We start from the raw sequence: 11,402 nt of genomic DNA on the forward strand, positions 1-11,402 counted from the left end.
AGCGGCTTATGAGCACATTCGTCATTCTTCTTGGTGGCGATCTGGTCGTGACCGATCGCCTGAAACGCCAAATTGCAGGTGCGCGTATTCTCGCTGCCGATAGCGGGATTCGCCACGCTGCCGCTCTCGGTTTTGAACCGGAGCTCTGGCTTGGCGATTTCGATTCGACCTCTGCCGAGCTGCGCGCGCAATATGGTCACGTGCCGCAGAAGACGTTCCCGTCCGCCAAGGATATGACGGACGGTGAACTGGCCGTCGAGGAGGCTTATGCGCGGGGCGCGGATCGCGTAATCCTTTGCGGCGCCTTCGGCGGGCAGCGTACCGACCACACGCTTCTGCATCTGACCATGGCGACAGCGCAGGCTGCAAAAGGGCGGGACGTGCTTCTGTCCAGCGGGTCGGAGGAGGCCTGGCCTCTGCCACCCGGCGATTATGTTTATGATTTTCCGGACGGGACGCCGTTCAGTGTTATCAATTTCAGCACGGTAGAAGGTCTTTCGATCACAAATGCGGAGTGGCCGTTAGATAATGTTACACTGCCGTTCGGCTCTTCCTGGACAGTTTCCAACGTCGTTCGTGGAACGCTTCGCGTTACTGCGCATTCTGGACTAGCGATACTTATCGCCAATCTGGCGATGGAGGATCAACCGCACTGAGGCTGCTAACCTTATCAATCGAAAGAGCTTGACGCTGACAATTGAAACGTATTGTAAATGGGTCAAGCGGGTGTCATCTGCTTTACGCCGAAATTGGGGACGCAAAGTCGGTGATTAGTTCAACTCTTGTAGGAGATGTTTCAATGAAGTCACGTCTTACGATGATTGCTGTTGCTGGCGTGCTCGCGTTCTCGACGGCTGCATGCACGACGAATGAACAGCGCACGGCCGGTTACGGTGTTGGTGGCGCGGCAATCGGTGCTCTTGCCGGTGGCGCAATCGGCGGCAATGGCCGCGGTGCACTCACGGGTGCCGCGATCGGTGCGGTTGCCGGTACGCTGCTTGGCGCAGCCCAGACCCGCAATGGCGTGCAGTATTGCCGTTACCGCGATCCGTATGGCCGCGTGTACGAAGCGCCTTGCCAGTAATTGCTGGATAAATAAGTTTTGCGGACAGGCCGGGGGAAACCCGGCCTGTTTGTTTTTCACGGGCCTTTTGGTGCCGTTCCATTTGACAGAACGGCTTTTGTCGCGGACAAGCAGGGCGGAATTTTCAATCCTGTTTATCGTAGAGAACCATGGCACCACCACTCCTTCGCCTCGACCAGATCAAGCTCACCTTCGGGGGCACGCCGCTTCTGGAGGATGCAAGCCTTTCGGTGAGCGAAGGCGACCGCATCGCGCTGGTCGGGCGTAATGGTTCGGGTAAATCGACCCTGCTCAAGATTGCTGCCGGTATGGTGGAAGCGACATCGGGCGAGGTTTTCAAACATCCCTTTGCAACTATCCGCTATCTGCCACAGGTGCCGGACATGGACGGCTTCGCCAATGTGCGCGCTTATGTGGAAGCAGGGCTGGGGCCTACCGACGACCTGCATCGCGTCACCTATCTTCTCGAACATCTGGGGCTGACCGGCGAAGAGAAGCCGGATCATCTTTCCGGTGGTGAGGCGCGGCGTGCTGCCCTTGCGCGGGTGATCGCGCCGCAGCCGGACGTGCTTCTGCTCGACGAGCCGACCAACCATCTGGATCTGACCACCATCGAATGGCTGGAAGGCGAGTTGCGCCAGATACGCTCAGCCATCGTCCTGATCTCGCACGACCGGCGCTTTCTGGAAAATGTCAGCCGGGCGACCGTCTGGCTCGATCGTGGCATAACGCGCCGTCTGGAGCAGGGTTTTGGCCATTTCGAGGAATGGCGTGACAAGGTGCTGGAAGAAGAAGAGCGCGATCATCACAAGCTCGGACGCCAGATCGCGCGTGAGGAACACTGGTTGCGTTACGGCGTCACGGCGCGCCGCAAGCGCAACATGCGCCGTCTTGGCGAATTGCATTCGATGCGGGCGGATTTCCGCAATCATCGCAAGGCGCAAGGGACGGCGGTACTGGCGGCAAGCGATGCGAAGGAATCCGGCAAGCTGGTGATCGAAGCCAAAGGGCTGAGCAAGGCCTATGGCGAGCGCGTACTGGTCAAGGATTTTTCGATCCGCGTGCAGCGCGGCGACCGCATCGGTCTTGTTGGTCCCAATGGTGCGGGAAAGACGACGCTTCTGTCGCTTCTGACCGGCAAACTGGAACCGGATTCGGGAACCTTGCGGCTTGGCGTCAATCTCGAAATGGCGGAACTGGACCAGAAGCGCGAAAGCCTCAATCTGGACGAGACGCTGGCCCATTATCTCACGGATGGGCGCGGCGAAAGCCTCGTCGTCAACGGCGAGCAGCGGCATGTCGTGTCCTATATGAAGGACTTTCTGTTCCAGCCCGAACAGGCACGCACGCCCATTCGCGAGCTGTCCGGCGGCGAACGCGCCCGCCTGATGCTGGCCCGCGTCCTGGCGCGCCCCGCCAACCTGCTGATCCTCGATGAGCCGACCAACGATCTCGACATGGAAACGCTCGATCTGCTGCAGGAGCTGGTCGCAGGTTTTCCCGGCACGGTCATTCTGGTCAGCCATGACCGCGATTTTCTGGATCGCACCGTTACTTCGGTTATTGCGCCGGAAGGTGACGGGCGCTGGCTCGAATATGCGGGCGGCTATGCCGACATGATGGCGCAGCGCAAGGAGCAGGCCTTGAACCGGCGCTCGGTCAAGGCTTCTGGCGGCAGAAGTGACGAGAAGCCGGAAGAGGACGCACCGCAGCCCAAGCGTGAGGAAAAGCGCAAGCTCTCCTACAAGCAGAAATTTGCGTTGGAAACGCTGCCGGGCAAGATGGACGCTCTTGCGAAGGAAATCGCCGTGCTGGAAGGCAAGCTCGCCGATCCGCAGCTTTATGCCAAGGACCCGACGCTTTTCGCCAAGACCGCCGATTTGCTTGAGAAGAAGCGCTCCGAAAATGCAGCCATGGAAGAAGAATGGCTGGAGCTGGAAATGCTGCGAGAGGAAATCGAAGGGTAAGACTACCCTTCGATGGATGCTCTGAAGTTTAACGGCTTGCTTCGTTCAGCAAGGCGATTTCATCCTCGCTGAGTTTCAGTTCGGCTGCGGCGATCAGTTCGCCCAGCTGGGCCGAGCGTGTGGCGCTGGCAATAGGGGCTGTGACTGACGGCTGTGCAATGAGCCAGGCGATCGCAACCTGAGCAGGCGTGACATCGAGATTGCGGGCCACGTCATCAAGTGCCGCAATGATCCGCGACCCGCGATCCGTCAGATATTTTTCGACTGATTTTCCACGCGCGCTTTGCCCGAGATCGTCAGCGGAACGGTATTTTCCGGTCAGGAATCCCGCAGCCAGCGAATAATAGGAAATTACGCCGAGCTCGTTGTCACGACAGATTTTTGCCAGCCCGTTTTCGAAATCCCCGCGATCATAAAGATTATAAAGCGGTTGCAGGCTTTCGTAGCGCGGCAGGTCATGTGAATGGGCGACGTTCAGCGCCTCGGTCAGTCGCTCCGGCGTAAGATTGGACGCACCGATGGCCCGCACCTTGCCGACCTCCATCAGCTCCTTATAGGTGCCGAGCACATCTTCGAACGGTGTTTCCGGGTCATCCCAGTGCGATTGATAGAGATCGATGTAATCCGTCTGCAGTCGCTTGAGGGAAGCATCCACCGCCTTGCGGATATAAGCCGGGGAAAGGCCCTTTTCGTCAGGGCCCAATTCGCCACCGACCTTGGTGGCGATGACCACCTTGTCGCGCAGGCCGCGGGATTTCAGCCAGTTGCCGATAATGGTTTCGGATTCGCCGCCCACATTGCCGGGCGCCCAGGCGGAATAGACATCGGCTGTGTCGATGAAATTGAAACCGGCATCGACAAAACGGTCGAGAAGCGAGAACGATGTCGCTTCATCGACCGTCCATCCAAATACATTGCCGCCGAAGCAGAGCGGCGAAACATTAAGTTCGGTACGTCCGAGCTTTCTGAACTCCATAGATACTGTCCCCTTCCTCTGAGTGTCCGATTCAAAAACCACCATGCCTTGCTGCAATGGCGCTTTTTCTCAGACACTGAATACGGATCGCGAATGATCCGTCGGGTTTCGATTTCAGGAAGAGGAGAGGCTCCGGGAAGAGCCGAAATCAGCTCATGCCAAGTGCATCCATATAGAGCTGCAGCATGGCTTCTTCTTCCTGACGTTCATGGTCTTCTTTTTTACGCAGACGAATAATGGTCCTCACGACCTTGCTGTCAAACCCCGAACCCTTCAATTCCGCGTAAACTTCCTTGATATCGTCGCCGATGGTCTTTTTTTCTTCTTCAAGCCGCTCGATGCGCTCGATGAAAGCACGCAACTGGCCGACAGCAATCGTTTGGGCTTCGCTGGTAATGTCGTCGCTCACGAGGAGTTCTCCAATTCAAATTCAATGATGATGCGGTCGCGCATGGCGCGAAACCGCTTCTCGAAAGTCTGGACCGTTTTTCCCGCGAGTCGCAGGCAAAATTAAGAGCCTTTTTCGATGCACGACCCGATTTGGCGGGTCAAGCCCTGTGGATAGCGGGCAAAGCCTCTCCTGACAGGCCCGTTATCCGATGCGATCGGCGCGCGAGCCGAAATGCCGGACAATGTGGATGTGGGGAAGTGTGTTGATTTGCGCGATCATGGGGGCAAGCCGGTTGGCCCATTCAGCCGCTCCCTTGTCATCGGCAATCAGGTCCTGCCGCACTTCGATCAGGACATGGGCGAAGCCCTTCGCGGTCGCATGCCGGTACATGGCGTCGTTCTTGAGCGCGCCGTCATAAGGTTCGTTATCGCCGACCGTCAGGTCAGGGTTTTCACGCAGCAGCGACAGAAGCGGCTTTACGGCGCGGTCGTCCTTGTCCCAGAGAAGGCCGATCTGCCAGGGGCGGGCCTTGTGCTTCCAGCGCGGCGTAAAGGAATGGATCGAAACGATGAATGGCGCAGCCCGGCTTTCGGCGGCCACGCGTTCGCTCGCCCGGGCAACCGCGTCGTGATAGGGGCGGTAGAAGCGTTGGAGGCGTTCCTCACGCTCGCCTGCGGACATCGGATAGTTGCCGGAGATGACTGCCCCGTCGGACAGCTGCATGATCAGCGTCGGATCGTCCTCCCCGCGATTGGGATCGATCAGGAGGCGCGAAAAACCACCGAGGACCGCCGGCGCGTTCAGACGGCTGGCGAGCCTGCGCGTCAAGTTCTCGACGCCGATATCATAGGCGATATGACGGTCGAATTCACTTTTCTGCAAACCAAGCGTGCCATATTCGGCTGGAACATCGCGCCGTGCATGGTCGGCGGTCAGGAGCAGGCCGAGGCTGAAATCTCCGTCGACAGTGTATACCGGTGAGAATTGCGTCGAAGCGATTGATCCGGATTGAAGCGGCATAGGGCGGAATCCGAGGCTGAACTTTGAGATTATTTCTGTGTTGTGCGGGAAGCTGTTTCAGGTCTGTCATGAGAAAGCCGGGATTGCAACGATCATTCTTCGATTGAGAGTACCTGTAATCAATGGGATTGCGTTGACATCAAAGGCGAAACTGCCGAAAAGAGAGCGACCCGAAACGGGATGTCCCCGAGATGGATTTCCTTGTGCAATATAAATTGTTCGATAAAACCGATAGCGGGCTGAAGGGGTTCTGCGTATGCGACTTCCACGATCTCTAGTTTTGTTTGCCGGTGTGCTGATGACTGCGCTGGGCATGACATCCATAGAGGCCAGGGCGGATTTCCGCGTATGTAACGCAACCCAGAACCTGGTCGGCGTTGCCATCGGCTACCGCGCCAAGACCGGCTGGGTGACCGAAGGCTGGTGGCATATTGAAGGCGCTGCCTGCAAGACGCTGCTCGAAGGCCCGCTTTCATCCCGCTACTACTACCTCTACGCCGAAGACGCCCAGGGCGGCGGGCGCTGGGAGGGCAAGGTCAACATGTGCGTGGCCGAAAAAGAATTCCGTATTACTGGCGTCCAGGATTGCTTCGCGCGCGGTTTCCAGCGCAACGGCTTCCAGGAATACGACACCGGGGAACAATCGAGCTGGATGGTTCAGCTCACCGATGAAACGCCGACAGAAAACCCCACTGTTACAGGAACGAATAGTCAATGAAGCGCAACCGCAAGGTCAAGATTCTCGCCACGCTAGGTCCGGCGTCAGGCGAGGAAGCCGTCATCCGCAAGCTGTTTGAGGCAGGCGCGGATGTGTTCCGCATCAACATGAGTCACGCCGACCATGATCTGATGCGCACCCTCGTCAAGCGCATTCGCAATGTGGAAAAGGAACTGGGCCGTCCGATCGGCATTCTGGCCGATCTTCAGGGTCCGAAGCTGCGCGTCGGCAAGTTCAAGGACGGTAAGGTCGATCTCGTTCCCGGCCAGACCTTCACTCTCGACAATAACGAAGCGCCCGGCGATGAAACCCGCGTCTATCTTCCGCACCCGGAAATTCTTGAAGCTGTCGAGCCGGGTCATCGCCTGCTGATCGACGATGGCAAGCTGCACCTCGTAGCCGAGGCAAGCGACGGCAAGTCGATCCGCTGCAAGGTGATCTCCGGAACGCGCATTTCGGATCGCAAGGGCGTCAGCCTCCCGGATACGACGCTGGGCGTCGGCGCGCTGACGGAAAAGGACCGCAAGGACCTCGATGCCGTTCTGAAGGAAGAAATCGACTGGGTTGCGCTTTCCTTCATCCAGCGTCCGGAAGACCTGGCCGAGGTGCGCAAGGTTTCGCGCGGCAAGGTCGGCCTGATGTCGAAGATCGAGAAGCCGCAGGCCGTGACGCGTCTTGATGAAATCATCGAGCTTTCTGACGCATTGATGGTTGCACGCGGCGATCTCGGCGTTGAAATGCCGCTTGAAAGCGTTCCCGGCATCCAGAAGCAGATCACCCGCAAGGCACGCCGCGCCGGCAAGCCGGTCGTGGTGGCCACGCAGATGCTGGAATCGATGATCACTGCTCCGGTTCCGACCCGCGCCGAAGTTTCCGACGTTGCGACCGCGGTGTTTGAAGGTGCGGATGCGATCATGCTTTCGGCTGAATCCGCCTCCGGCCAGTATCCGGTCGAAGCGGTCGCCACCATGAACCGCATCGCGGAGCAGGTGGAAAAGGAACCGACCTATTCGACCATCATCGATGCGCAGCGGGCAGCGCCGGAGCCGACTGGTGCCGACGCAATCTCGCTCGCTGCACGCCAGATCGCGGAAACGCTGAAGCTTTCGGCCATCGTCACCTATACCGCGTCCGGCACGACCGGCCTGCGCGCTGCCCGCGAGCGGCCGCGCACGCCGATTATCGCCCTGTCGCCGGTTGTCGATACCGCCCGCAAGCTGTCGCTCGTCTGGGGCCTGCATTGCGTTGTTACCGATGATGCGCACGACCTTGAAGACATGGTCAACCATGCCTGTGAAATCGTCTTCCACGAAGAGTTCGGCAAGGCAGGCGACCGCGTCATCATCACCGCCGGTGTCCCGTTCGGAACCCCGGGCGCGACCAACATGCTGCGCATCGCCTATATAGGGCCAGATGGAAAATCGGGCATCTAGAATGGCGATATTCCGGCCGTGACGGCCTGCAAATGGCGTCGTTTTGCGCTTCCGGTGCTCATGTGCATTCTTCAACGCAAAGTCTAATCCGAAAAGCCTGCAACTTTTCGGGACTATGCGTTGAAGTACATTCCGCTCCGGTTCTCAAACTCCACCATTTTCGACTCGCCACAGCCGCATCTCATCCAGTCACGGCAGACGGCATCCAAAAAAACGCGCTCTTTCAGGGCGCGTTTTTCTTTGAGCAGAGATGAATTGGAGGAGGCAGGGACGCTCTAAGTCCGAGTGTCGGACAGTTCGTCAGCCAGATCATTGAAGTTCTTCTGTGCGTCGCGCATCATCGGATAAACGATCAGGGCCTGTTCATAGGCTTTTAGCGCCTGTTCTTTGAGGCCGCGCAGGCGCAATATGGCCGCCATGCCGGTCAGGGCGCCATAATGGCGCGGTTCCAGTTCCAGCGTACGATTGATGTCGTACATGGCATGGGCATAATCTTTTTTAAGGAAATAGACCGTGGCGCGGCGATTCCATGCTTCCGCATATTCTGGGTCAAGCGCGATCGCTTCGTTCAGGAAGTCGATGGCCGAAGGATAGCGCTGCTCCAGCATCGCCGCGTTCGCCCATTGCATGAGGAGATCGACTGTTGCGCTGCCGGATTGCGACCACAGCGTATTGATCTGCGAAGCAATGCGCCGCGCCTTGGTTTCATCCGTTGTACGGCGAAGATCCGCAAAGAGCTTGTCGAGGCGCTCTTCAGGCGTTTGGGCTGCATTAGGCGCAGGTTTTTCCGGGGTCGGTTTCTGTTCGCTGTCGGGGCCGGTCTGAACGGGCGTCAGCGGTGCGGTAAGCGGCACCTTGCCGGGCGCGACTTCGGCATAAGCCGACAGCACCGTTGCACCCAGCGATGCGACCACAGAAAAAGAAATCAGACATGCAAAAACGTTCCGCATGCGCATAGATTTTATCATGCGCAGCGAAACGTCAAATGCTAAATCAGAAATAAGATTAGCCCTGGCGAGCCTTGTAGCGCGGGGCGGTCTTATTGATGATGTATACGCGGCCCTTGCGGCGGACCAGCTGGCAGTCGCGATGACGGGCCTTAAGCGCTTTAAGCGAGTTCTTGATCTTCATGTCAATCACCGGTCTTGTTGGCCCGTTGACGTGCAGATGCCGCGGGGCTTCATAAAAACAGGCGCCCGAGGCGCCAATTGGTTACAGGCACTGTTAGATGCCCGAAGGGTTGGCCGAAATACACAAGGTTTCAGGCAAATGTCAACTCCTGAGCCGCAGATTCAGGGTGCTGGAGCTGAAATTCTTGGCAGGCGGCAAAAGATTCATCGGGAATCGACGGGATTCCCGATGAACATCATTTCCTGCGAGGCTGGATGCGCGTCACATGGCCCATTTTGCGGCCCGGACGTGCTTCTTTTTTACCGTAAAGGTGCAGCACGGCATTGTTTTCGGAGAGAATCGCTGGAACCTTGTCGACGTCGTCGCTGATCAGGTTTTCCATTACGCAATCGGAATGGCGTTCGGTGCTGCCGAGAGGCAATCCGGCAACGGCGCGGATATGCTGTTCGAACTGCGAAATGGCGCAGGCTGCTTCTGTCCAGTGGCCGGAATTATGGACACGCGGGGCAAACTCGTTTGCCAGCAGCGTTCCGTCCTTCAGGACGAAGAATTCGAGCCCCAGCACGCCGACATAATCAAGCGCATTCAAAAGCTTTGTAGCGGCTTTGCGGGCAGCTTCCGCTGTGTTCTCGGAAATCGCAGCCGGAACGGTCGAGGTGGCAAGGATGCCGTCCTTGTGCACGTTTTCGGCAATATCGAAGATTGCGACGTTTCCAGACCGGTCGCGCGCTGCAATCACCGAGACTTCGCGTTCGAAATCGACGAAGCCTTCGAGGATCGCCGGGGCGCGATTGATGGCAAGAATCGCCTTGTGGGCTTCGCTCTCGTCGAGCGAGGTCAGGCGGACCTGTCCCTTGCCGTCATAGCCCAGACGTCGCGTCTTGAGGATGCCGCGCTCGCCAAGCGCTCCCAGGGCCGCGATCAGGGATTCTTCATCGTCCACGAGGCGCCAAGGAGCCGTCTCGATATCGCTTTGATTGAGGAACTGCTTTTCGGCAAAACGATCCTGCGAGACTTCAAGCGCTGCGGGCGGCGGCAGGACCAGAGCGGTTTCTGCCAGCCGGTCGGCGGCGCTCACCGGCACGTTCTCGAATTCGTAGGTAATGACATCGGAAGCTGCGGCAAGCTCCGCAAGCGCCTTCGGATCGTCATAGGCCGCGACGATCTGGCGATTGGCGACCTGTGCTGCCGGGCAATCGGCCTGCGGCTCCAGAATCACGGTTTGAAAGCCGAGCCGCGCTGCGGCCATGGCAAGCATCCTGCCGAGCTGCCCGCCGCCGATAATGCCGATGGTTGCACCGGGCTTCAGTACAGACTTGTTCATATCAGGCCTCGTTTGAAGGGCGTTCAGCCACGCTTTGCGTCTGTGCCGTGCGCCATTCGTCAAGGCGGGCTGCAAGCGCCTCGTCGTAAAGCGCCAGGACGGCTGCTGCGAGCAGTGCGGCATTGACCGCACCGGCGCGGCCGATCGCCAGCGTACCGACAGGGATGCCGGCCGGCATCTGGACGATGGAAAGAAGCGAGTCCTGGCCTGAAAGCGCCTTGGACTGGACTGGAACGCCGAAGACGGGAAGCGGCGTCATGGCTGCCGCCATGCCTGGCAGATGGGCTGCGCCCCCTGCGCCCGCGATGACGACCTTGAAACCTTCTGCCTTGGCGCCTTTGGCAAAGGCAACGAGACGATCAGGGGTGCGATGCGCGGAAACGATCCGGGCATCGAAGGAAATGCCGAGTGCTTCGAGTGTGTCCGCTGCATGGCGCATGGTTTCCCAGTCGGACTGGCTTCCCATGATGATGGCGACATCGGCAGTAACGCTCATTGATCTTCCTGCTCCGCTTCTTTCATGTAGTTGGTGGAATGATGCTGAAAAGATAAAGCCGGGCGAACCCCGGCTCTAATTATGGATGGTCATGGACATTCAGGCGATGATGTCGGGGATCACCCGATCTTCCATTTCCTGCAGCTTGTCCTTGATTGCGAGCTTTTTCTTTTTCATGCGCTGGACGCGCAATTGGTCGCAGCCAACCGCTATCATGGCGTTTATGGCAGCATCGAAGTCCGCGTGTTCCTGTTTCAGACGTGCGACGGCCAATCTGATTTCGGCCTGTTCCTGATCGGACATGCGGTGCCCCGTTCTGTTAAATAGTTTTACGGGCTGCGCCAACCCATGAAAAGGTGCGGCGTCAGCCCGTTTCCGGCGAAGCCCTTATCACATTTTTCGCGTCAGGAAAATGCTACCACGACAAAATCGACTTTGCATCAAACTCATGCCAAACTGTCATGGTTCTGTCATGAACGCGGCTGTCGAAGGCGACAAACACCACCGCATCCTTGGCAGCCGGGACTGCGTGTTTGGCCCGGAAATACAGGAGATGTGCCGGGCGCTCATGCAGGTTGAATGGCGGGATGGCGGGCAAACAAGGTCCACGCCGTTCCGTAAATCAGGGAAATCAACCAAAGGAGATCTGATGATGGCTATCGAGTCCCATCTTGCCACGCTCGAAAAGAAGCACGGCGCTCTGGAGCAGGAAATTTCCGAAGCCCTGGCGTCACCGGCAATGGATGACCTGCACGTTGCATCTCTCAAGCGCAAGAAGCTTATGCTCAAGGACCAGATCGAAAAACTGAGATCCCAGGTAACGCGTCACTGACAGGGAAGCCGCGTTTTGATCGCGGTTGGA

The 11,402-nt window shown here is 58.1% G+C and carries 14 protein-coding genes; 6 read left to right on the forward strand and 8 right to left on the reverse strand.

The genetic code is table 11. From position 1 onward, the window contains the following. Positions 1-8 precede the first annotated feature (8 nt). The 3 genes from ABWW28_RS17790 to ABWW28_RS17800 all read left to right on the forward strand — a co-directional run bounded on the left by ABWW28_RS17790 (position 9) and on the right by ABWW28_RS17800 (position 3,051). Positions 9-656 (forward strand): thiamine diphosphokinase, encoded by a 648-nt coding sequence (locus tag ABWW28_RS17790; RefSeq protein WP_021588038.1) that lies wholly within the window; start codon positions 9-11, stop codon positions 654-656. 143 nt (positions 657-799) lie between these two features. Beyond that, the gene (locus ABWW28_RS17795) at positions 800-1,084 is read left to right on the forward strand and encodes a YMGG-like glycine zipper-containing protein (protein WP_006471279.1); all 285 of its coding nucleotides are present in this window, start codon (positions 800-802) and stop codon (positions 1,082-1,084) included. 149 nt (positions 1,085-1,233) lie between these two features. Continuing rightward, positions 1,234-3,051, forward strand: a complete 1,818-nt coding sequence (locus ABWW28_RS17800; protein ID WP_021588037.1) for an ABC-F family ATP-binding cassette domain-containing protein — start codon at positions 1,234-1,236, stop codon at positions 3,049-3,051. Positions 3,052-3,079: 28 nt separating this feature from the next. Here ABWW28_RS17800 and ABWW28_RS17805 read toward each other — a convergent pair whose 3' ends face one another. The 3 genes from ABWW28_RS17805 to ABWW28_RS17815 all read right to left on the reverse strand — a co-directional run bounded on the left by ABWW28_RS17805 (position 3,080) and on the right by ABWW28_RS17815 (position 5,438). Then, positions 3,080-4,027 carry an aldo/keto reductase gene (locus ABWW28_RS17805; RefSeq protein WP_021588036.1) on the reverse strand — a complete coding sequence of 316 codons (948 nt, stop codon included), beginning with the start codon at positions 4,025-4,027 and terminating at the stop codon, positions 3,080-3,082. A 148-nt stretch (positions 4,028-4,175) separates the two neighbouring features. Further along, positions 4,176-4,436, reverse strand: coding sequence for a DUF2312 domain-containing protein (locus tag ABWW28_RS17810; protein WP_002964837.1), 261 nt, complete (start codon positions 4,434-4,436; stop codon positions 4,176-4,178). Between the two features lie 183 nt (positions 4,437-4,619). Continuing rightward, positions 4,620-5,438 carry an N-formylglutamate amidohydrolase gene (locus ABWW28_RS17815; RefSeq protein WP_021588035.1) on the reverse strand — a complete coding sequence of 273 codons (819 nt, stop codon included), beginning with the start codon at positions 5,436-5,438 and terminating at the stop codon, positions 4,620-4,622. A gap of 256 nt (positions 5,439-5,694) precedes the next feature. Between ABWW28_RS17815 and ABWW28_RS17820 the strand changes: the two genes are divergently transcribed. Beyond that, complete coding sequence (locus ABWW28_RS17820; RefSeq protein WP_025090863.1) at positions 5,695-6,156, forward strand: DUF1036 domain-containing protein; 462 nt, start codon at positions 5,695-5,697, stop codon at positions 6,154-6,156. Further along, a complete protein-coding gene (gene pyk / locus ABWW28_RS17825; protein WP_006467768.1) occupies positions 6,153-7,589 on the forward strand; it encodes a pyruvate kinase in 1,437 nt (478 codons plus the stop codon). Before ABWW28_RS17820 ends, pyk begins: the two co-directional genes overlap by 4 nt. Positions 7,590-7,864: 275 nt before the next feature. Here the strand turns inward: pyk and ABWW28_RS17830 are convergent, their stop codons facing one another. From ABWW28_RS17830 to ABWW28_RS17850, 5 genes are all read right to left on the reverse strand, one after another. Continuing rightward, on the reverse strand, positions 7,865-8,557 hold the full coding sequence (locus tag ABWW28_RS17830; RefSeq protein ID WP_031347279.1) for a tetratricopeptide repeat protein: 693 nt from the start codon (positions 8,555-8,557) through the stop codon (positions 7,865-7,867). 37 nt (positions 8,558-8,594) lie between these two features. After that, the gene (gene ykgO, locus ABWW28_RS17835; RefSeq protein WP_006467766.1) at positions 8,595-8,720 is read right to left on the reverse strand and encodes a type B 50S ribosomal protein L36; all 126 of its coding nucleotides are present in this window, start codon (positions 8,718-8,720) and stop codon (positions 8,595-8,597) included. 235 nt (positions 8,721-8,955) lie between these two features. Next, positions 8,956-10,044, reverse strand: a complete 1,089-nt coding sequence (locus ABWW28_RS17840) for a 5-(carboxyamino)imidazole ribonucleotide synthase (protein ID WP_021588032.1) — start codon at positions 10,042-10,044, stop codon at positions 8,956-8,958. Between the two features lies 1 nt (position 10,045). Beyond that, complete coding sequence (purE, locus tag ABWW28_RS17845; RefSeq protein WP_021588031.1) at positions 10,046-10,540, reverse strand: 5-(carboxyamino)imidazole ribonucleotide mutase; 495 nt, start codon at positions 10,538-10,540, stop codon at positions 10,046-10,048. A gap of 99 nt (positions 10,541-10,639) precedes the next feature. After that, the gene (locus ABWW28_RS17850) at positions 10,640-10,843 is read right to left on the reverse strand and encodes a YdcH family protein (protein ID WP_006471281.1); all 204 of its coding nucleotides are present in this window, start codon (positions 10,841-10,843) and stop codon (positions 10,640-10,642) included. Positions 10,844-11,189: 346 nt separating this feature from the next. Between ABWW28_RS17850 and ABWW28_RS17855 the strand changes: the two genes are divergently transcribed. Then, the gene (locus ABWW28_RS17855; RefSeq protein ID WP_021588029.1) at positions 11,190-11,372 is read left to right on the forward strand and encodes a YdcH family protein; all 183 of its coding nucleotides are present in this window, start codon (positions 11,190-11,192) and stop codon (positions 11,370-11,372) included. Positions 11,373-11,402: the final 30 nt, after the last annotated feature.

It is taken from the genome of Brucella sp. NBRC 14130 (assembly GCF_040371715.1).
Taxonomy (GTDB): Bacteria; Pseudomonadota; Alphaproteobacteria; order Rhizobiales; family Rhizobiaceae; genus Brucella; species Brucella intermedia.

Bases quoted from the DNA above. Each gene is read 5' to 3' on its own strand.
- ABWW28_RS17830 (WP_031347279.1), bottom strand. From the start codon at position 8,557: ATGATAAAATCTATGCGCATGCGGAACGTTTTTGCATGTCTGATTTCT.
- ABWW28_RS17840 (WP_021588032.1), bottom strand. From the start codon at position 10,044: ATGAACAAGTCTGTACTGAAGCCCGGTGCAACCATCGGCATTATCGGC.
- ABWW28_RS17815 (WP_021588035.1), bottom strand. From the start codon at position 5,438: ATGCCGCTTCAATCCGGATCAATCGCTTCGACGCAATTCTCACCGGTA.
- ABWW28_RS17820 (WP_025090863.1), top strand. From the start codon at position 5,695: ATGCGACTTCCACGATCTCTAGTTTTGTTTGCCGGTGTGCTGATGACT.
- ykgO (WP_006467766.1), bottom strand. From the start codon at position 8,720: ATGAAGATCAAGAACTCGCTTAAAGCGCTTAAGGCCCGTCATCGCGAC.
- ABWW28_RS17805 (WP_021588036.1), bottom strand. From the start codon at position 4,027: ATGGAGTTCAGAAAGCTCGGACGTACCGAACTTAATGTTTCGCCGCTC.
- ABWW28_RS17790 (WP_021588038.1), top strand. From the start codon at position 9: ATGAGCACATTCGTCATTCTTCTTGGTGGCGATCTGGTCGTGACCGAT.
- ABWW28_RS17855 (WP_021588029.1), top strand. From the start codon at position 11,190: ATGATGGCTATCGAGTCCCATCTTGCCACGCTCGAAAAGAAGCACGGC.
- ABWW28_RS17800 (WP_021588037.1), top strand. From the start codon at position 1,234: ATGGCACCACCACTCCTTCGCCTCGACCAGATCAAGCTCACCTTCGGG.
- ABWW28_RS17850 (WP_006471281.1), bottom strand. From the start codon at position 10,843: ATGTCCGATCAGGAACAGGCCGAAATCAGATTGGCCGTCGCACGTCTG.
- ABWW28_RS17795 (WP_006471279.1), top strand. From the start codon at position 800: ATGAAGTCACGTCTTACGATGATTGCTGTTGCTGGCGTGCTCGCGTTC.
- pyk (WP_006467768.1), top strand. From the start codon at position 6,153: ATGAAGCGCAACCGCAAGGTCAAGATTCTCGCCACGCTAGGTCCGGCG.
- purE (WP_021588031.1), bottom strand. From the start codon at position 10,540: ATGAGCGTTACTGCCGATGTCGCCATCATCATGGGAAGCCAGTCCGAC.